A 19261-nucleotide genomic window follows, 5' to 3' on the forward strand; every position below is an offset into this window, starting at 1 on the left:
ATCAGTTTGCGCGGGCAGCAAGGAGACGCCGCGCCTTTTCGAGATCGGCCGGCGTGTCGACCCCGAGCGGAATGGAGCGGACGACCTCGACATCGATGCGCATGCCGGCTTCCAGCGCGCGCAGTTGCTCGAGGGATTCCCGCTTTTCAAGCGGTGACGGCGGCAGGCTCACAAAACGCTCCAGCGCCGCGCGGCGATAGGCATAGAGGCCGATGTGATGGAAGAGTGGTCCCTTGCCGTAGGGTGCGGTGGCGCGGGTGAAGTAGAGCGCCCTGAGCCGGCTGTCGGAGACCGCGGAACCCACCACCTTCACGACATTTGGATTGGTCTTCTCTTCCTCGTCGGAAATCTCCACCGTCAGCGTCGCGATATCGACCTGCGGATTGTCGAGCGGCCTGAGCGCTGCGCGGATGGTCTCCGGCTCGATGGTCGGCAGGTCGCCCTGCACGTTGACCACGATCTCGACCTCTCCTTTCGGGTCGACGGCAAGCAGGGCCTCGTGAATGCGGTCGGACCCCGACTGGTGGTCTTGCCGGGTCATGACGACCTCGAAACCGGCATCGGCAACGGCATCGAAAACCCGCTGGTCATCGACGGCGACCACGATCCGCCCGACATGGGCTTCCCGGGCGCGTTTTGCCACCTGGACGATCATCGGCAGGCCGCAAATATCGGCGAGCGGCTTGCCGGGAAGGCGCGTCGAAGCCATGCGCGCGGGGATGAGGATCAGGACCTTCCCCAAATCTGAATTATTCATCGCCGGCCCCTTCAAAATCAGCCAAAACAGTGTCAAAAAGTCCCAGTCTGGGGATTCACAATCGTGTTGCAACTGTCAAGCAAAAGACATAGGTTCCGCGCGATTTCAAGATCATCCGGGCTGATCATTCGGCTGCATGGGGAGCGTTGCAGATGAACTCATATGTGAACATGGGCGTGGGGGCTCTTCTGGGAACCGTTTTCGTCCTTATGACGGTTTCGATCACATCGGAGGGCATTTTCCACTCCGAAAAGCCGGAGAAGGAAGGTTTCGCCATCGCAGCCGTGGGCGCGGGCGAAGCCGAGGGCGGCGCAGAGACCACTGCCGCTGCCGAAACCCCGATCGCCACGCTGCTTGCCAGCGCCGATGCGAAGGCCGGCGAAGCCGTCTTCAAGAAGTGTACGAGCTGTCATGACGGGTCCAAGGGCGGACCCAACAAAGTTGGCCCCAATCTCTACGGTGTCGTTGAGCGGCCGATCGCCTCGCATGAAGGTTTTGGTTATTCCGCTGGGATGAAGGACTTCTCGCAGGGCGGTTCGGTTACCTGGACCTTCGAAAACCTCAACCACTTCCTGACGGCGCCGAAGAAGTTCATCGCCGGCACCGCCATGGGCTTTGCCGGGATCAAGAAGGAAGACGAGCGCGCAAACCTGCTCGCCTATCTTCGCTCGCTGTCCGATGCCCCGGTTGCCCTTCCGGCCGCGACCAACTGATCGGCTGACTGATTCTAGACTTCCAGCGATGCCCGGCCTTGCCGGGCATTTTGCGTTTCTCATGCCGCCGTTATTGCAGCATATAGGCCCAGAAGGTAACGCTCAGCACGCCAAGCGCGGTGGTCAGCGTGATCGAGGAGGCGGCAAGCGCATGGCCAACCCCGAAGCGATTGGCAATCAGCCAGGCGTTGATGCCCGTCGGAACCGAGGAGGTCAGCACCAGCGCGGCGGTCCAGGGAGGGCTAAGTCCCATCAGATGACAGGTTGCCCACACCGTTGCCGGCATGACCAGAAGCTTGAGGGCGGAAATGATGCCGGCGATGCGCAGGTTTCCCGCAACGCCGTAACGGTTGAGCGCCATGCCAAGCGAGATCAGGGCTGCGGGTGCCGCCATCGTCGAGATCTGGGCCGCGACGCCATCGAGGACTTCCGGAAGCTGCAGGCCGCTCAGATGCAGCAGCAACCCCGCCATGAGGCCGATGACCAGCGGATTGCGCGCGAGGTTCAAGCCGATCTGGCGAAACACCACCAGCGCGCCGCGGGAAGGCTTCCCGCTCGTCTTCTGCTCGGCGCGCTCCATCAACACCGTGCCGATCACCATCATCAGCGGCAGGTGCACGGCAAGCAGGATGGTCAGCGGAACGAGGCCTTCCGCGCCGACCGTACGTTCGACCAGCGGTAGTCCGATGAAGATGTTGTTGGCGAAAGCCGAGGACACGCCTGCCAGCACACCGACCCGCTGGTCGCGCTGAAAAAGGCGGGTAGCTACCAGATGTCCGATGGTCCATGTGACGCCGACGCCGGTAAAGTACGCGATCCAGAGCTTGAACGGTGACGCGCCATGAAAATCGGCCCGTGATATTGTGTGGAATAGCAGCACCGGCACCGCGACCTTGAATACGAATTCGCTGAGCCCGTCGCCTACTTCGGCATTCAGGATCTTCGCCTTCACCAGACCCCATCCGATAAGGATCAGGATGAAGATCGGAAAGACATCGTGGGCAATCGCATACATATGCTGGGAGCTTTCGGGGGGCTTCTACGGCGGGCAAGTTTATCACCTCTACCGCGGCCGCGACCCCCGGACCAGTATTTTTGATGAATGACAGGAATGCCGCGACGCATGGCCGGAGCAGCCGGAAAAGAAAAAAGCGGGGAAATTCCCCGCTTCCGCCCGAAAACCAGGCTCCGGACCATGCCGCCAGTACATCCGTGGTCAGCAAGGAACTGTCGTTCGGGCGATCATGCCCGATGGTGAACGGCTGACCGAAAACGCAGTCACATGCCGTCATCACTTGAGGCTTCTTTTAGAAGGCCTGCATGACATGCGGATGACGAAACGCATATTTCTTCCGGACTTGCTGTTTATGCTTCCATGCGGAAGAAAATTGGCTATGACCGGATCACCCGTGAAATTGGAGATCCGCATTTAATGAGCAGGTTCGATGTCCTCACCGTCGGCAACGCCATCGTCGACATTATCTCGCGTTGTGAAGATCGGTTTCTGATCGACAACGAGATTACCAAGGGAGCGATGAACCTGATCGACGCCGTCCGCGCCGAGAAGCTCTATGCGCTGATGGGGCCGGCGGTGGAAGCCTCCGGTGGCAGCGCCGGCAACACGGCCGCAGGCATTGCGAGCTTCGGCGGCAAGGCGGCCTATTTCGGCAAGGTGGCGGACGACCAGCTCGGCCAGATCTTCAAGCATGACATCCGCGCCCAGGGCGTGCATTTCGAAACCGTGCCGGAAGGTACGAACCCGCCGACGGCGCGCAGCATGATCTTCGTCACGCCGGATGGCGAGCGTTCGATGAACACCTATCTCGGCGCCTGCGTGGAGCTGGGGCCTGAGCATGTCGAACCCGAAGTTGTCGCCGATGCGAAGGTCACCTATTTCGAGGGCTATCTCTGGGATCCGCCGCGCGCCAAGCAGGCCATCCTCGATTGTGCCCGCATCGCCCATGAGAACGGCCGGGAAGTCTCGATGACGCTGTCGGACAGCTTCTGCGTCGGTCGCTACCGTGACGAATTCCTCGATCTCATGCGCTCCGGCACGGTCGACATCGTCTTCTCGAACAAGCAGGAAGCCCTGTCTCTCTACGAAACAGACGATTTCGAACTGGCGCTCGAGAAGATTGCCGCTGACTGCAAGCTTGCGGCCGTGACCATGAGCGAAGAGGGCGCCGTTATTCTCCGCGGCAAGGAGAGGGTGAAGGTCGATGCCCGCACGATTGCCGAGCTTGTCGATACGACCGGTGCCGGCGATCTGTTCGCGGCAGGCTTCCTTTTCGGTTACACGCAGGGACGCTCGCTCGAGGATTGCGGCAAGCTGGGCTGCCTTGCAGCCGGTATCGTGATCCAGCAGATCGGTCCGCGCCCGCTCGTCTCGCTTGAAAAGGCAGCGCGCGAAGCCGGTCTTATTTGAAGGCTTCGCCGGGATAGGCACCCCAGATTTCACCCTGGCTCACCCATCCCTTCACGCCGCCCGCTTCCACCCGGCACCAGTTGCCGTTGCATTCGTCGAGCTTGACGACGACGCCGGGCTCCAGCTTGGCGACGACCGAGGCATTCGAAAGCGAGTCCTGGCGCATGCTGACATAGACGCTGTCGCCATTGCCGCGCATCCACGGGGCGGCGACGGCGGTGCGCTCGCCGGAAAGCAGCGTCTGGCTGACCCAGCCCTCCGTTCCGTCGGCATCGCGGATGCGGCGCCAGTTTTCATATTCCTGGATGATTTCCACCGGAAGGCCGGACTTGAGATAGAGCCACGATACCGCATAGTCGGTGCTTGGCCCGATCCTGAGGTTGACGCGCTTGGCTTTCAGGCTGACGAAGCGCGGCAGCGGAAGGCCGCTGGATCCCTTGGCGACAGCCTGCGCTTCGGCATGAGGGGGCACAAATGCCGAAAGGCCTATCGACAGGCAGGCAACAAGCAGGGCGCGGGGCAGAATTTGAACCATGGCGTTTCCGATCAATCAACGAATCCAAGGGTTTCCGTGAAGATCAGGATGCAGTTGCACCGACCCCGGCACAAAACGGTCCCGGGCTTGAGAGTTTTGTTTGTCTTCGCCTGCGGGTTTGGTAGAAATTGCCCTGAACGGGGAAATTATGCCCCCGCTTGGTTAACGACCTCTAAACAAGGCATCGAACGTCCCCATGACCAACAGGAAAAGACCCAAGGTCTACATTACCCGGAAGCTGCCGGACGCCGTGGAAACGCGCATGCGCGAACTGTTCGATGCCGAACTCAACGTCGACGACAAGCCGCGCACCCAGCCGGAACTCGTCGCTGCTGTGAAGACTGCGGACGTTCTGGTACCCACCGTGACCGATCGCATCGATGCGGCGCTGATCGAGCAGGCCGGCCCGCAGCTGAAGCTGATCGCCAGCTTCTCCAACGGCTTCGACCATATCGACGTGGATGCCGCTGCTCGTAAGGGCATTACCGTGACCAACACGCCGAACGTTCTGACCGAAGATACCGCCGACATGACCATGGCGCTGATCCTCGCCGTGCCGCGCCGGCTGGTCGAGGGAGCGCGCATCCTGATCGAAAAGCCCGGCGAATGGCAGGGCTGGTCGCCCACCTGGATGCTTGGCCGGCGCATATGGGGCAAGCGCATAGGCATCATCGGCATGGGCCGCATCGGCACCGCAGTCGCGCGTCGTGCCAAGGCGTTCGGCCTATCGATCCATTACCACAACCGCAAGCGCGTCAATCCAGCGACCGAGGACGAACTGGAGGCGACCTATTGGGACAGCCTCGACCAGATGCTGGCGCGGGTCGACATCGTCTCCGTTAATTGCCCCTCGACGCCCGCGACCTTCCACCTTCTCTCGGCGCGGCGGCTCGCTCTGATGCAGCCGACGAGCTACATCGTCAACACCGCCCGAGGCGACATCATCGATGAAGATGCGCTGGTCAACTGCCTGCGCCATGGCAAGATCGCCGGTGCCGGCCTCGACGTGTTCGAGAACGAACCGGCGGTCAATCCGAAGCTGGTCAAGCTTGCGAATGAAGGCAAGGTCGTGCTTCTCCCCCATACCGGCTCGGCGACCATCGAGGGCCGCATCGACATGGGCGACAAGGTCATCATCAACATCCGGACCTATTTCGACGGTCACCGTCCGCCGAACCGCGTCCTGCCCAGCCGTACTTGATCAGGTCAAGCCGAGGTGAGCGTCTTGCGCATCTCGATCGACGTGATCCGCTGATAGCCGGCATGGCTGTTTTCCGCAGTCTTGCGGAAGCCCCATGCCGCAAAGTGGCGGTGGTTGTCGACAAGTTCGATGCGGGTCTCCAGTCGGAGGTCTGGAAGCCCGAGGGTTCCGGCGATGGTTTCGGCTTCCGCAAGCAACTGCCGGCCGATCCCTTTGCCCTGCGCCTCCGGCAGCACCGCGAGCTTGCCGATATAGAGCGAAGCGGGTTCGGGTCTGAAGAAAGCGCAAGCCACCAGTCGGCCGTCCTCAGATGCCGCGACGCCTATCTCCTCTTGCGCCTTCCTGCGAAGCAGGTCGGGCGTCAGGCGATGGGCCGATGACGGCGGATCAATGACGCCATCCATATTGGCGAATGCCCTGAGGATCAGGTCGAGAAGGTCGTCATATCGCTGGAAATCGTCGTCGAGGCGGCTAAGTTCGATTGTCATGTTCCTGAAGTCGCCTTGCGCCGGCGATAACGGATGGTGTCGAAACGGGCCGAGAGCCCGTCATAGAGCAGCAGACGACCGACTAGCGGCTCTCCGGCGCCGGTGATGAGCTTGATCGCTTCCATGGCCATCAGTGTGCCAATGACGCCGGTGAGTGCGCCGACGATACCCGCCTCCGCACAGGAGGGGACAAGGCCCTCTGGCGGCGGCTCGGGAAAGAGGTCGCGGTAACCCGGGTTGAGGCCGCCGTCCGGCGATGCTTCGTAGGGCTTCAGCACGGTGACCGAACCGTCGAAGCGCCCGACTGCTCCGGTGACGAGCGGGATCTTGCGGGCTTCGGCCGCGTCGGCCGCCGCATAGCGTGTCTCGAAATTGTCGGAACCGTCGATCAGCAGGTTGAAACGGCCGAGATAGGAGCCGGCGAAATCGGGCTCGAAGTGCTGTTCGAAACGTTCGACGCGGACATTCGGGTTGAGGCGGAGGAGGGCGCGGGCAGCGCTTTCCGTCTTCTCTTCCCCGATCGTGCCGCTGTCATGGATCACCTGCCGCTGGAGGTTGGAGAGCGACACCCGGTCGTCGTCGACGATGCCGATGCTGCCGACGCCGGCAGCGGCAAGATATTGCAGCACCGGTGCGCCGAGCCCGCCGGCGCCGATCACCATCACGCGCGCGGCCTTCAGCTTCTGCTGTCCCGCCCCGCCGATTTCCGGCAGCAGGATGTGGCGATGGTAGCGGGAGATTTCCTCGGGCGTTAGCTTTTCCATGGCCACCTTATCGCATGGCGACAGGCTTGCGAAAAGGCATGTCCGTCAGGCCGACGCCGTTCCGTCGCGAATGGTGATGAACTGGGCGCGTTCTCCAAGCGCCGAGAACATGGACCGGTCTGTGCCGGTCATGAAGGCCTGACCGCCGAGCGCATCGATCCGGTCGAACAGGGCGGCGCGGCGGTTTTCGTCCAGATGGGCGGCGATCTCGTCCAGAAGCAGAATGGGGGCGTGACCGGTCATCGTCGCGACAAGGCGGGCATGCGCGAGGATCAGACCGACCAGCAGAGCCTTCTGTTCGCCGGTGGAGCAACGCTCCGCATCCATGTTCTTCTCGATATGCCGAACCAGAAGGTCGGCGCGGTGGGGCCCGTCGAGAGTGCGGCCAGCGGCGGCATCACGATATCGCCCGGCCGCCAGCATCTCGGCATAGCGGTCTTCCAGCTCGATTGCCGGCGATTGCAGGTCCTCGTCGTCCATGAAGCCGCTGAGCGCAAGCCCCGCCGAAGGAAAGCTGCCGACACCCACGCCCGGATCGTGAAGACCTCGCAGGAGACCCATCATCTCGCGCCGTGCCATGGTCATGGCGACGCCGAGGCCTGCCATCTGCCGTTCGATGCCGGAGAGCCAGCTCGGATCGAATCGCCCTTCGGCGAGAAGCTTGTTGCGGCTGCGCATGGCGCGTTCGAAATCGCTGGCGCGGCGGCCATGGGCTGGATCGAGCGAGAGCACCAGGCGGTCGAGAAAGCGGCGGCGGTCGGAGGAGGAGCCGGTAAACAGCCCGTCCATCGATGGCGTCAGCCAGAGCACCCGCAGATGGTCGGTCAGTTCGTCGACCGATTTTACCGTGGTGCCGTTGATGCGCAGCCGGCGCACCATCGTTTCCTCGTCGCTTTCGGTGCCGGTGCCGATTTCGACATCGCCTTCCATGCCCTCCATCTCGGCGAAAATGGAAAAGCCGCCTGCAGCGCCCACGCGGGAGACATCCGCCAGCACGGCGCGCCTTAGGCCGCGACCGGGAGACAGGAAGGATACCGCCTCCATCAGGTTCGTCTTGCCGGCTCCGTTTTCTCCCGTCAGCACGACATGACGCGCGTCGAGCGTCAGCGACAATCCCGCATAATTACGGAAGTCGGTGAGCTTCAGGCGGCGGATGAAAACTTTATGCGTCATGGGGTCCGGATCTGGTGTTGCCCTGAGCTAGGATGAAAGGCGCGTAATGGCAAGGCGAGGAGATGGTTTTCGACAGATGGCGTGACATCGGCTTCATCATTTTGATGCATGGACCGACACCTCAAGCGTATGTATCCTTCCCGCGCCGTTTCTCATGAAAGCAATGACCGATGACCACCGATCGAGATGAGCTGACCCCGGAGGAAGCCCGGCGCGATCACTGGGAGATGCTGCGGTTTCTGGCGGTCAATGCGCTGTTCGGTGCCGGGCTCGGGATCATGGTGGCGATCGCATTGATGTGGCTGGATATCGGTGGCCTCGGTACGCGTCTTGGCCGCGCCAGCAATCCGATCCTGCCGGCCTTCATGGTCGCCGTGCCGCTCGGGCTGACATTCGCCGCCGCCGTGACAGCATCGGCCGTGATGTTGATGCCCTACAAGAAAAAGAAGCAGCGCTGAGGCTGCTCCGGCGCATGGTTCTGCATCGGGTCCATTGACCTCGTCCTTCCGCTCCTGCATGACCAAACCCGCGCACCATGCCTTTCAAGCGCGGGGCGCTGTGTCACAGGTTCAATGCAGGAGGGCTTCATGGCCGATCAGGAAGACCGCATCACGCGCCTTGAGGAAACCGTGGCGCATCAGTCCCGCGTGATCGAGGATCTGTCTGACCAACTGACCGAACAGTGGAAGGTCGTGGAACAGACGCGTGCCAAGCTCGATCGGCTGACGGAGCGCTTCCTTTCCCTGGAAGAGCAGGCACTGGAAGCTCCCGCAATTACCAAACCGCCGCACTACTGATTAACTTCAGCGGGCAGCGATCCCGCTGACCACGGCATCGACGGCGGCGTCGATCTCGGCATTGCTGCAATCGAGCCGCCCGGTCAGCAGCCTGCTCCAGGCAAAGCCCGAGAGGATTTCGATCAGGAGTTCCGGATGAATGCCCGGCTTGATCTCGCCGCGTTCCTGTCCTCGCTTGATGATGTCGCCTGTCTGCTGCCAGCGCTGCAGCAGGTAGTTCCGTAGCGCTTCAAGTGTTGCCGGGTCGCTCTGGGCTTCGGCTATCACGGAGCGAAACACCGCGCCGCCGTTATCCTGCCAGAAGGACAGCAGCCCCTTGACGAAAAGCGCGAGATCCTTCCGCACATCGCCGCTATCGGCCACGCTCATGTCCTGCTTCTGCCGGTGGTAGACGTCGAGAAGCAGCGCGGCTTTCGAAGGCCACCAGCGATAGATCGTGGGCTTGCCGGCCTTGGCGCGCCGTGCAACCGCCTCGATCGAAAATGCCGAGAAGCCCTCCTCGATCAGGATGGCCTCGGCAGCCGCAAGGATCGCCTCCTCGCTATCGGGGTTGCGCTGCGCGCCGATGGATGTGCGGCGGGCCGGAGCGGCCGTGATGGATTCCATGAATGCCTCCCGAATTTTCCGACTGATATCACGGAAGGATATTGAACGAAACGCATCGTTTCGATATGGAACGAAACGTACCGTTCTTATGGAGAGCCGAATGTCCGATCCCGCCATCATGCCCAAGCCCTCCAAGCTGAGGCTCGCCGTGCTGATGCTTCTGGCGGTCTATCCCTTCGTGACCGGCATCCTCTACATCATCATGCCGCTGACCGAGGGCTGGCCGCTGTGGAAGCGTACGGCGTTGCTGGCGCCGATCATGGTCTTCTCGATCGTCTATGGCATCGCGCCGCTGATCCAGCGCCATTTCGCCTGGTTCATCATGCGGCTGCCACGCAGGAAAACCGCCTGAAACAGGCATGGAACGAAAAAGGCCGGCCCCATGAGAGCCGGCCTTTTCATATGGGATGGGATCGCCGCTCAATCGCTGAGCGTATCGAAGAAATCCTTCATCCGGGCAAAGAAGCCCGTCGATTCCGGATTGTTCTCCTTCGAGGACAGCTGCTCGAATTCCTGCAGCAGTTCGCGCTGGCGCTTCGAAAGCTTCTGCGGTGTCTCGATCTGGATCTGGATGTAGAGATCCCCGGTCTGCGACGAGCGCAGCACGGGCATGCCCTTGCCCTTCAATCGGAACTGCTTGCCGGCCTGCGTGCCTTCCGGAACGCTGACGCGCGACTTGGAGCCGTCGAGCGTCACCACGTCGAACGTGCCGCCGAGCGCCGCCGTCGTCATGGAGATCGGTACGGAACAGTAGAGGTCCGCACCGTCGCGCTGGAAGAACTCATGCGGCTTTACCGACAGGAAGATATAGAGATCCCCTGCAGGACCACCTCGAAGACCTGCTTCGCCCTCGCCCTGCAGGCGAATGCGGGTGCCATCCTCGATGCCGGCCGGAATGTTGACCGAAAGCGACCGCTCCTCGGTTATACGGCCCTGACCGCTGCACTTGGTACAGGGATCCGAGATCGTCTGGCCGCGACCGTGACAGGTCGGGCAGGTGCGTTCGACCGAGAAGAAACCCTGAGCTGCGCGGATGCGGCCGGAACCCTGACAGGTGGCACAGGTCGTCGGCTTGGTGCCGGGCTTGGCGCCAGTGCCGGTGCAGACATCGCAGGTGATCGACGTCGGCACGCGGATCTGCGCCGTCTTTCCGGTAAAGGATTCCTCGAGCGAGATCTCCATGTTGTAGCGGAGGTCGGCACCGCGTTCGCGTCCGCCGCTGGAACGTGCCCGGCCACCGCCGCGCCCGCCGCCCATCATCTCGCCGAAGATGTCTTCGAAAATGTCGGAGAAACCACCGCCGGAGAAACCTCCGCCGGGATGGAAACCGCCGCCGCCCATGCCACCCTGCTCGAAGGCGGCATGACCGAACCGGTCATAGGCCGCGCGCTTCTGAGGGTCCTTCAGCGTCTCGTAGGCCTCGTTGATTTCCTTGAATTTCTTCTCGGATTCACTGTCGTCGGGATTCTTGTCCGGATGATATTTCATCGCCAGCTTGCGGAAGGCGCTCTTCAGCTCCTTCTCGTCCGCCGTACGGCTCACCCCGAGGGTTTCGTAGAAATCTGCTTTTGCCATGGTCCTACAGAGCTCTCAAAGCCTTCTCCACACTCGTGTGGCTGCCAGTCTTCTTGCCCGCCTGCTTCTCGCAGGCTGCCATGTCCTTCTGGAAGTCGGACACGGCGGCTCGCGCATCCTCGATCAGCACCTTGCGGGCCTCGCCCTTGTTCGCCAGCCCATCGGCCGCCGATACGGCGACATAGGCCAGCGAATGGGCGGCCATGTCGCAGGAGGAAACAGCCTGGCCCTCTTCACGACGCTTCAGCGCCGCTTCGATAACCCGGCCAAGCTCGCTGCCGGTTCTGGATAGCTGTCGACTGTCGCCCGCACCGATCGCCTTTGCAATGCTCGCCTCGGCGGCGTTCACCTTGCGATAGACCGCTTCGATCTGGCCTGCTTCCTGAGCGGAAGCGGATGCCACGCAAAGGGCCAATGTAAATGCGGCTGGCCCGAAAGCCAGCCCCATGACGGTGAAACGTCGCTTCGACAGCCGCATCAGGCCGACTTCTTCGCGTCTTCGTCCTTGACTTCCTCGTAGTCGGCGTCGACCACGTCGTCGTCCTTGCCGCCGTCAGCGTCGCCGGCACCTTCCGCCTGCTGCGCTTCATAGATGGCCTGACCGAGCTTCATGGAAACTTCCATGAGGGTCTGGGTCTTGGCCTGGATGTCGTCGGCATCCGGTTCCGAAGCTTCGATCGCGGTCTTAAGCGATGCGATGGCATCCTCGATGGACTTGCGGTCGGTTTCCGAAACCTTGTCACCGTATTCCTTGAGCGACTTCTCCGTGGAGTGGATCAGGCTCTCGGCATGGTTCTTGGCTTCGACGCCCGCACGGCGCTTCTTGTCGTCTTCAGCATGCGATTCAGCATCCTTGACCATCTTTTCGATGTCGGCGTCGGAGAGGCCGCCGGAAGCCTGGATGCGGATCTGCTGTTCCTTGCCGGTGCCCTTGTCCTTGGCCGAAACCTGCACGATGCCGTTGGCGTCGATGTCGAAGGTGACTTCGATCTGCGGAACGCCACGCGGTGCCGGCGGCAGGCCGACGAGGTCGAACTGGCCGAGCAGCTTGTTGTCTGCGGCCATTTCGCGCTCGCCCTGCGAAACGCGGATGGTCACGGCGTTCTGGTTGTCTTCGGCCGTGGAGAAGGTCTGGCTCTTCTTCGTCGGGATCGTCGTGTTGCGATCGATCAGACGGGTGAAGACGCCGCCGAGCGTTTCGATGCCGAGCGACAGCGGGGTCACGTCGAGCAGCAGAACGTCCTTGACGTCGCCCTGCAGAACGCCGGCCTGAATGGCGGCGCCGAGAGCGACGACTTCATCCGGGTTCACGCCCTTGTGCGGTTCCTTGCCGAACAGCTGCTTGACGACTTCCTGGACCTTCGGCATGCGACTCATGCCACCGACGAGGACCACCTCGTCGATTTCGGAAGCGGTGACGCCGGCATCCTTCAGCGCTGCCTTACAAGGCGCGATGGTGCGCTGGACGAGATCGTCGACGAGGCTTTCCAGCTTGGCGCGGGTCAGCTTGAGCGTCAGGTGCTTAGGACCGGAAGCGTCGGCCGTGATGAACGGCAGGTTGATTTCCGTCTGCTGCGAGGACGACAGTTCGATCTTGGCCTTTTCAGCGGATTCCTTGAGGCGCTGCAGGGCGAGCTTGTCGTTTTTCAGGTCGATGCCGTTGTCCTTCTTGAACTCGGCGACGAGGTATTCGACGAGACGCATGTCGAAGTCTTCACCACCGAGGAAGGTGTCGCCGTTGGTCGACTTCACTTCGAAGACGCCGTCGCCGATTTCCAGGATCGAGATATCGAAGGTACCGCCGCCAAGGTCGTAGACGGCGATCGTCTTGCCTTCTTTTTTGTCGAGGCCGTAGGCGAGTGCGGCAGCCGTCGGTTCGTTGATGATGCGCAGGACTTCGAGACCTGCGATTCGGCCGGCATCCTTGGTGGCCTGACGCTGGGCGTCGTTGAAATATGCCGGAACGGTGATGACGGCCTTCTCGACCTTTTCACCGAGATAGGATTCAGCGGTTTCCTTCATCTTCTGAAGGATCATCGCGGAGATCTGTGCCGGGGAATAACCCTTGCCCTGAGCTTCAACCCATGCGTCGCCATTGTCGCCCTTGACGATCTGGAACGGCACGAGGTGCTTGTCCTTCTCGACGGTCGGGTCTTCATAACGGCGGCCGATGAGGCGCTTTACCGCGAACAGGGTGTTGGTGGGGTTGGTGACCGCCTGGCGCTTGGCCGGCTGGCCGACGAGGCGTTCGCCGTCGTCAGAAAAAGCCACCATGGAGGGCGTGGTGCGTGCGCCTTCGGAATTCTCGATGACTTTTGCATCCTTGCCGTCCATGACGGCGACGCAGGAATTGGTCGTTCCAAGGTCGATACCGATTACTTTTGCCATGTTATTTTCTCCTTGAAGCAGACTGTCGGAACCCCGAAAAGGCATTCCGTTGACAGCCCCTCGACGTGGATGGTCTGGGATATCGCAGTCCTCGCTGCGGCTATGTCGCGTATATAAGAAGCAGTTTTTCTGACTGCAAGGCTGGAAATCCGCTGTAATCCAGTAAAAAGAACAGATTGGCGGAACATGCAATCCGCCATTTGCTGCCTGCACGAGGCCAGCCCGTTACGGGTTGCATAGCATCCAAGCCTTGCGCCGGGCATGCTTTCCGCCAGATGGCGATGGCTGGCCGCGAATGCAAGATCCGCCGGCGGTCCGCATCTCACTGCCCCATGATGATGTCGAGAAGCGTGGTGCGCCGCCGGCCCGAAGGAACCGGTCCGCCGACCTCTCCGGGCGGCACGGGTCCCTCAAGGATCGCGCCGTCCGGCTCCTCTGGCTGCCCATCCATCGGAATGTCCCCGGGCGGCATCGGCCCCCCTCGTGGGATGGCCCCCATGTCGCCTGAGGGCATCGGTGCTGCCAGCCCGACATCGCCGCCCTGTTGCTGCGGCTGCGGTTGTGCCGGATAGCGCTCCTCGCCACCACCGGACAGGACGTCGGAAATGATCGTGCCGAGGGTCGATTGCGGTTCCTGCTCGATGGCAGGCTCGACATAGGTGCCGCCGTTCAGCGGCGCGGGCGTGAGCCCGGTATGCGCGGTGGTCATGAAGTCGTGCCAGGCCTTGGCCGGCAAGCCGCCACCCGTCACCTTCTTCATCGAGCTGCCGTCGTCATTGCCGAACCAGACGCCTGTCGTGAGATTGCTGGTATAGCCGACGAACAGCGCGTCGCGGAAGGACTGGGTGGTGCCGCTCTTGCCCGCGGCTTCCCAGCCCTTGATCCTGGCCTTCTTGCCGGTGCCGTTCTCGATTACGCCCTTCATCATCAGGTTCATCTCGGAGATGACGCCTTCGCTCAGCACGCGAGGAGGATCGGCATAGTCGTTTTCGTAGACGGCCTTCCCTTCCGGCGTCGTGATGCGGCGAACGATATGCGGCGTGGCCTTGTAGCCGCCGTTCATGAAAGGCGCATAGGCGGCGGTCAGCTCGAGCAGGGAGACTTCCGACGTGCCGAGCGCGATGGAGGCATTCGACTGGAGATCCGATTCGATGCCGAGACGGTGAGCAAGCTTGATGACGTGGTCGGGTCCGACCTCCATCACCAGCTGCGCGGCGATGGTGTTGAGCGATTCCGCCATCGCGCCGGCAAGCGTTACCGGCCCGCGGAATTTCTGGTCGTAGTTCTCCGGTGTCCAGTTGCCGATTCGGATCGGCGCGTCGTTGCGCACCGAATCGGGCCTGAGTCCCATCTCCATGGCGGAGGCATAGACGAAGGGCTTGAAAGCGGAGCCGGGCTGACGCTGGGCCTTGACCGCCCGGTTGAACTGGCTTTCCGCATAATCCTTGCCGCCGACAAGCGCCCGGATCGCGCCGGTGCCGTCGATGGAGACAAGTGCGGCCTGGGACACGTTCAGCTTCTTGCCCTCGGCGTCGATGCTCTCGGAAATCGCCGCTTCCGCCTTCTTTTCCAGCGTCATGTCGATGGTCGTCTCGACCACGAGATCTTCCTTGACCTCTCCGACCAGAGACTTGACCTCTTCGACCACCATGTCGGCGACATACTGGCCGGCGCCGCTCCAGTAGCGCTTCGCCTGGGTCGGCGACTGCGTCATCGCCGTCTTCACCTCGTCGTCGGTGATGAAGCCCTCTTCGCGCATGGCGCCGAGCACCACCTGGGCGCGGGCTTCCGCAGCCTCCGGATCGCGGGCGGGCGAAAGGCGGGAAGGGGCCTTGAGAAGGCCGGCGAGAAGGGCTGCCTCGCCAAGGTTCACGTCGCGCGCCGACTTGTTGAAATAACGCCGGGAGGCCGCTTCCACGCCATAGGCGTTGGAACCGAAATAGACCCGGTTCAGATACATCGTCAGGATCTGGTCCTTGGTGTATTCGTGCTCCAGCCAGAAGGACAGGAGAACTTCCTGCACCTTGCGTTCCAGCGTCCTTTCAGGCGAAAGGAACATGTTTTTGGCGAGCTGCTGGGTCAGCGTCGAGCCGCCCTGCACCATGCGTCCCGAAACCAGATTGGTGGCGATGGCGCGCGCAAGCCCGAGCGGATCGATGCCGTAATGCGAATAGAAGCGCCGGTCCTCGATGGCGATGACGGCCTGCGGAATGAAGGGGGACATGTCCTCAAGCGCCAGCGCCTCACCGCCGGTCGCGCCGCGATTGGCGATCACCGTGCCCTCGACGGAGACGATCTTGATGTTGGGCGGTCGCTCGGGGATCGACCAGGAACTCGCGCTCGGCATGCGGGCGCCGTAGTAGAACACGATGCCGGCGACCCCGATCGCGCCCCAGATGCCGAGCACAACGCACCAGTAGATCATCCGGCTGATGAACCCGGCCAGCCCGCCGCCGCTTGAGCGCTGTTTTTCCTTGCGCTTTCTGCCGTTGCCGCGTTCGCGTGCTGTGGCCTTGCCGGGAGAAGCCTTGTTGCGGGACTGGCCCCTTGCGCCGATCCGGTCGCCTGCATCGATGCGAATCTCGCTGCCGTCCTCGTCGCTTCCTCCGAAGCTCGGTTCGACACGTTCGCGGGATTTGCCCTTGCTTGCCATTGCCGGCGATCTTGCTCCAGAATCTTGCGTCTACGATGCCGGCCTTGCCGGAGCCCGTTGTGCGCGGTGGGTGATAGCCGCGTGACAAGCGGAAAAAGTGACCGAAGCACTGAACATTAATTGAGGCGATTTAAAGGGGGGTTAACATGCGGTAAACGCCTGTATCCACACCCGGAATGCAACTGCCGCGTCGCCTCTTTACTGGCAGAGGTCGGCCCACTCCGCATCCGTCAGTTCCGCCAACCGCCCGGGCGCGATCCGCACCGCCGAATTGGTGGCGCCGGCAGCCGGAACCACCTCGTCGAAGGATTTCAGCGAGACGTCGCAATAGATCTTGAGATCGGAAGGCAGGCCGAACGGGCAGACGCCGCCGACGGGATGGCTGGTCGCCTCGACCACCTCCTCGGCGCCGAGCATGCGCGGCTTCACCCCGAAGCGATCCTTGAACTTCCGGTTGTCGAGACGCTTGGTACCGGCTGCAACGACAAGCACGACCTCCTCGCCGATCCTCAGGCAGATCGTCTTGGCGATCTGGTCGGGCTCGACGCCGTGGGCTTCCGCAGCAAGTGCGACCGTCGCGGAACTTGCGTCGGTGACGATGACGGAAATGTCGGGCGCTTTTTCGGAAAAGAAGGTGCGGACGGATTCTAGGCTCATGGCGTCATCTAAACGGATCGCCGGAAGCGGAGCAAGGGCGAATGCTGTCGGGTATCGGCCGGCAGGGAGAATGCCTTTCCAAACCACGGTCAAAATCGTGACCCGATCGCCTGGGGCTTGAAGTAGCGGAAGAGGTTACCCATATGCGGATCAACCAGTGCAGCGGCGCCTCACAGGCTGTCGAAACATTTCAGGGCAAATGGATCTGCAGCGTTAATGTGTTGTTAAGCACTTCGCGCGATCCTGTTTGTCAGAGGGTGATGTGAATGGCCTCAACGCCGCGATCACACACTTGGAAATGAGCATTGCCCGTTTCCGCCCCTGACCACGGATGTACTGGCAGGGGCGTCGAAACGGGATACGGAAGGTCGGGCTTGCCCGGCCTTTTTGTTTTTCAGGGTAAGGACACGCGCCAATCCATGGGCGTGTCCTTTTCTCGTCTTTAGCGCGCGGCGAGAGCGTCGAGAATGCGGATCCACGAGCGGATGCCTTTGTGGAACGACTGCAGTTCGTACTTCTCGTTCGGCGAATGGATGCGGTCGTCGGTCAGTCCGAAGCCGACCAGCAGGGAATCCATGCCGAGCATCTTCTGGAAATCGCCGACAATCGGGATTGAGCCGCCCATGCCGATGACGACGGCGGGCTTCGGCCATTCCTCGGAAAGCGCGTTCTTTGCCTTCGTCAGCACCGGCGAATCGTAGGAAAGCTGGATGGCCGGCGAGCCGCCATGCGGGTGGAACTCGACCGAGCAGTCAGCCGGAAGCTTCGAGCGCACATAGGCGCGGAAGCTCTCGCGGATCTTCGCCGGGTCCTGATCGCCGACGAGGCGGAAGGAAACCTTGGCGGAAGCCTGTGCCGCGATCACCGTCTTGAAGCCTTCGCCGGTATAGCCGCCGGTGACCCCGTTGACCTCGGCCGTCGGCCGCGCCCAGGTGAGTTCAAGCACCGAACGCCCCTTTTCGCCGGCGGGAACCGAAAGGCCGACCTCGCCGAGAAAGCTCTCCGCCGTCCGGCCGAGCGTCTCCCAGGAGGCCTTGATGTTGGCCGGGGTTTCTTCGACGCCTTCATAAAAGCCGGGAAGGGTGATGCGGCCCGTTTCGTCATGCAGGCCGGCGAGAATGTCGACGAGGATATGGATCGGGTTTGCGGCCGCGCCGCCGAAAAGGCCGGAATGCAGGTCGCGATCGGCTGCGGTGATGACGATTTCCTCGCCGACCAGCCCGCGCAGGGCGGCGGCGATGGCCGGCGTTTCCCGGTCCCACATGCTGGTGTCGCAGACCAGTGCGAAATCGGCCTTCAGTTCCTTCTCGTTGGCTGTGAGGAACGGCTTGAGTGACGGAGAGCCCGATTCTTCCTCGCCTTCGAACAGGATGGTGATGTTGATCGGCAGGCTGCCGTTCACTTCCTTGTAGGCGCGGCATGCTTCGACGAAGGTCATGAGCTGACCCTTGTCGTCGGCGGTGCCGCGACCGGTGATAACCTTGCGGCCGGGCTCGATCTCCTTGAGCGCCGGCGCGAAGGGATCGTTTTCCCAGAGGTTCAGCGGATCGACCGGCTGCACGTCGTAATGGCCGTAGAACAGGGCATGCGGCGCACCGGCGATTGCGGCGGCGTGATGGGCGACCACCATCGGATGGCCGGGTGTGTCGCGCACCGAAGCCGTAAACCCAATCGAGACGAGATCCGCCACCAGCCATTCCGCAGCCTTGCGGCACTCGGCCTTGTAGGCTGGATCGGTGGAGATCGAACGGATTCTTACGAGATCGAAGAGACGGTCCAGGCTCTGCGGAAGGGCTTTGTCGGCGCTGGCGAGAACGGCTGAAATATCGGTCATGGCATATGTCCTGCACGGTTCAAATCGAGCGGGACGATAGATCAAAGGCGCGCCGGTTTCGACCCGCAGAATGGGATATTTTACGGCTCGAGCTTGCGGGCGTTGTCGATGGCCCGGCGGATGTATTCCAGCATCAGTTCCTTTTCGAACCTGCGGAAGCCTTCAAACAGCGCCTCGTCCGCTTCGGTTGCGGCCTGAAGGGCTTCGTTCTTCAATTCGCGCGCCTTGTCCGTCAGGAAGATCAGCTGCGCCCGCCTGTCCTGCGGATGCGGCCGGCGCTCGATCAGGCCGTCCCGCTCCATCCTTGCAAGCGTGTTCGCCATCGTCGCCTGCTCGACATCGACGCGGTCGAGAAGCTGGCGCTGGGTCAGGCCTTCCTCGTTCCAGAGTTCGATCAGGATCGGAAACTGTCCGGCGGAAAAGCCGAGCTTCACCGCCCGGCTCTGCAGGGCGCGCGAGAAGCCGCGGGCGAGCTGGGCTGCGAGATAGGTAGCGGACTCTGAGCGATCGAAAGCCATGACAAATCGATAGGCGCGTTTTGCCGTCTCCTCAAGATAAATCGCAGGCGATATATTCGTTTGGCCAGTGTTTTTCGGGTGATGCCGGGATGCTTCGATCGGTCGGAAACGACGAAGCCGCCGTGGCTGGAGGCGGATGCCACGGCGGCTTCTCGAAAAAAGGGACAAAGGCCCGGA

General features: G+C 62.0%; 20 protein-coding genes. 6 read left to right on the top strand and 14 right to left on the bottom strand.

Annotation, left to right across the window (positions count from 1 at the left end; translation table 11 throughout):
• Position 1: 1 nt before the first annotated feature.
• Positions 2–757, bottom strand: coding sequence for a 3-deoxy-manno-octulosonate cytidylyltransferase (locus NBH21_RS13320; protein WP_250914204.1), 756 nt, complete (start codon positions 755–757; stop codon positions 2–4).
• Positions 758–909: 152 nt separating this feature from the next.
• Between NBH21_RS13320 and NBH21_RS13325 the strand changes: the two genes are divergently transcribed.
• Entirely contained in the window at positions 910–1470 is a 561-nt protein-coding gene (locus tag NBH21_RS13325; protein WP_250914203.1) for a c-type cytochrome, read from the top strand.
• Positions 1471–1540: 70 nt separating this feature from the next.
• On the opposite strand, the gene NBH21_RS13330 is transcribed toward NBH21_RS13325, so the two are convergent.
• Positions 1541–2485, bottom strand: a complete 945-nt coding sequence (locus tag NBH21_RS13330; RefSeq protein WP_250914202.1) for an AEC family transporter — start codon at positions 2483–2485, stop codon at positions 1541–1543.
• Between the two features lie 417 nt (positions 2486–2902).
• Between NBH21_RS13330 and NBH21_RS13335 the strand changes: the two genes are divergently transcribed.
• Complete coding sequence (locus NBH21_RS13335; protein WP_250914201.1) at positions 2903–3895, top strand: adenosine kinase; 993 nt, start codon at positions 2903–2905, stop codon at positions 3893–3895.
• Here NBH21_RS13335 and NBH21_RS13340 read toward each other — a convergent pair.
• Complete coding sequence (locus tag NBH21_RS13340) at positions 3888–4430, bottom strand: SH3 domain-containing protein (protein WP_250914200.1); 543 nt, start codon at positions 4428–4430, stop codon at positions 3888–3890. The genes NBH21_RS13335 and NBH21_RS13340 overlap by 8 nt on opposite strands.
• Before the next feature lie 196 nt (positions 4431–4626).
• Here NBH21_RS13340 and NBH21_RS13345 point away from each other — a divergent pair, with 196 nt between their 5' ends.
• On the top strand, positions 4627–5631 hold the full coding sequence (locus NBH21_RS13345) for a 2-hydroxyacid dehydrogenase (protein ID WP_250914199.1): 1005 nt from the start codon (positions 4627–4629) through the stop codon (positions 5629–5631).
• 5 nt (positions 5632–5636) lie between these two features.
• On the opposite strand, the gene NBH21_RS13350 is transcribed toward NBH21_RS13345, so the two are convergent.
• From NBH21_RS13350 to recF, 3 genes are read right to left on the bottom strand one after another with little or no spacing between them, the layout of a single operon-like run.
• On the bottom strand, positions 5637–6119 hold the full coding sequence (locus NBH21_RS13350; protein ID WP_250914198.1) for a GNAT family N-acetyltransferase: 483 nt from the start codon (positions 6117–6119) through the stop codon (positions 5637–5639).
• Positions 6116–6883: a molybdopterin-synthase adenylyltransferase MoeB gene (locus tag NBH21_RS13355; RefSeq protein WP_250914197.1), complete on the bottom strand. Its 768-nt coding sequence runs from the start codon at positions 6881–6883 to the stop codon at positions 6116–6118. Before NBH21_RS13355 ends, NBH21_RS13350 begins: the two co-directional genes overlap by 4 nt.
• Before the next feature lie 45 nt (positions 6884–6928).
• Complete coding sequence (gene recF / locus NBH21_RS13360) at positions 6929–8056, bottom strand: DNA replication/repair protein RecF (RefSeq protein ID WP_250914196.1); 1128 nt, start codon at positions 8054–8056, stop codon at positions 6929–6931.
• Positions 8057–8226: 170 nt separating this feature from the next.
• Between recF and NBH21_RS13365 the strand changes: the two genes are divergently transcribed.
• Both NBH21_RS13365 and NBH21_RS13370 read left to right on the top strand, forming a co-directional pair.
• Complete coding sequence (locus NBH21_RS13365; RefSeq protein ID WP_250914195.1) at positions 8227–8514, top strand: hypothetical protein; 288 nt, start codon at positions 8227–8229, stop codon at positions 8512–8514.
• 129 nt (positions 8515–8643) lie between these two features.
• The gene (locus NBH21_RS13370; RefSeq protein WP_250914194.1) at positions 8644–8853 is read left to right on the top strand and encodes a SlyX family protein; all 210 of its coding nucleotides are present in this window, start codon (positions 8644–8646) and stop codon (positions 8851–8853) included.
• 6 nt (positions 8854–8859) lie between these two features.
• Here NBH21_RS13370 and NBH21_RS13375 read toward each other — a convergent pair whose 3' ends face one another.
• The gene (locus NBH21_RS13375) at positions 8860–9459 is read right to left on the bottom strand and encodes a TetR/AcrR family transcriptional regulator (protein ID WP_250914193.1); all 600 of its coding nucleotides are present in this window, start codon (positions 9457–9459) and stop codon (positions 8860–8862) included.
• Positions 9460–9559: 100 nt separating this feature from the next.
• Between NBH21_RS13375 and NBH21_RS13380 the strand changes: the two genes are divergently transcribed.
• A complete protein-coding gene (locus NBH21_RS13380) occupies positions 9560–9811 on the top strand; it encodes a putative antibiotic biosynthesis monooxygenase (RefSeq protein WP_250914192.1) in 252 nt (83 codons plus the stop codon).
• A gap of 68 nt (positions 9812–9879) precedes the next feature.
• On the opposite strand, the gene dnaJ is transcribed toward NBH21_RS13380, so the two are convergent.
• The 7 genes from dnaJ to NBH21_RS13415 form a co-directional block, all read right to left on the bottom strand.
• Positions 9880–11034, bottom strand: a complete 1155-nt coding sequence (gene dnaJ, locus NBH21_RS13385) for a molecular chaperone DnaJ (protein WP_250914191.1) — start codon at positions 11032–11034, stop codon at positions 9880–9882.
• A 4-nt stretch (positions 11035–11038) separates the two neighbouring features.
• Complete coding sequence (locus NBH21_RS13390) at positions 11039–11512, bottom strand: hypothetical protein (protein WP_250914190.1); 474 nt, start codon at positions 11510–11512, stop codon at positions 11039–11041.
• A complete protein-coding gene (gene dnaK / locus NBH21_RS13395) occupies positions 11512–13422 on the bottom strand; it encodes a molecular chaperone DnaK (RefSeq protein WP_250914189.1) in 1911 nt (636 codons plus the stop codon). Before dnaK ends, NBH21_RS13390 begins: the two co-directional genes overlap by 1 nt.
• A 322-nt stretch (positions 13423–13744) precedes the next feature.
• Positions 13745–16075, bottom strand: coding sequence for a transglycosylase domain-containing protein (locus NBH21_RS13400; RefSeq protein WP_250914188.1), 2331 nt, complete (start codon positions 16073–16075; stop codon positions 13745–13747).
• 198 nt (positions 16076–16273) lie between these two features.
• Entirely contained in the window at positions 16274–16732 is a 459-nt protein-coding gene (locus tag NBH21_RS13405; protein ID WP_250914187.1) for a YbaK/EbsC family protein, read from the bottom strand.
• 442 nt (positions 16733–17174) lie between these two features.
• Positions 17175–18566: a M20/M25/M40 family metallo-hydrolase gene (locus NBH21_RS13410; RefSeq protein WP_250914186.1), complete on the bottom strand. Its 1392-nt coding sequence runs from the start codon at positions 18564–18566 to the stop codon at positions 17175–17177.
• 80 nt (positions 18567–18646) lie between these two features.
• Positions 18647–19084 carry a MarR family winged helix-turn-helix transcriptional regulator gene (locus NBH21_RS13415; protein ID WP_250914185.1) on the bottom strand — a complete coding sequence of 146 codons (438 nt, stop codon included), beginning with the start codon at positions 19082–19084 and terminating at the stop codon, positions 18647–18649.
• Positions 19085–19261 lie beyond the last annotated feature (177 nt).

The sequence above is a fragment of the Ciceribacter sichuanensis genome, from assembly GCF_024055605.1.
Taxonomy (GTDB): Bacteria; Pseudomonadota; Alphaproteobacteria; order Rhizobiales; family Rhizobiaceae; genus Allorhizobium; species Allorhizobium sichuanense.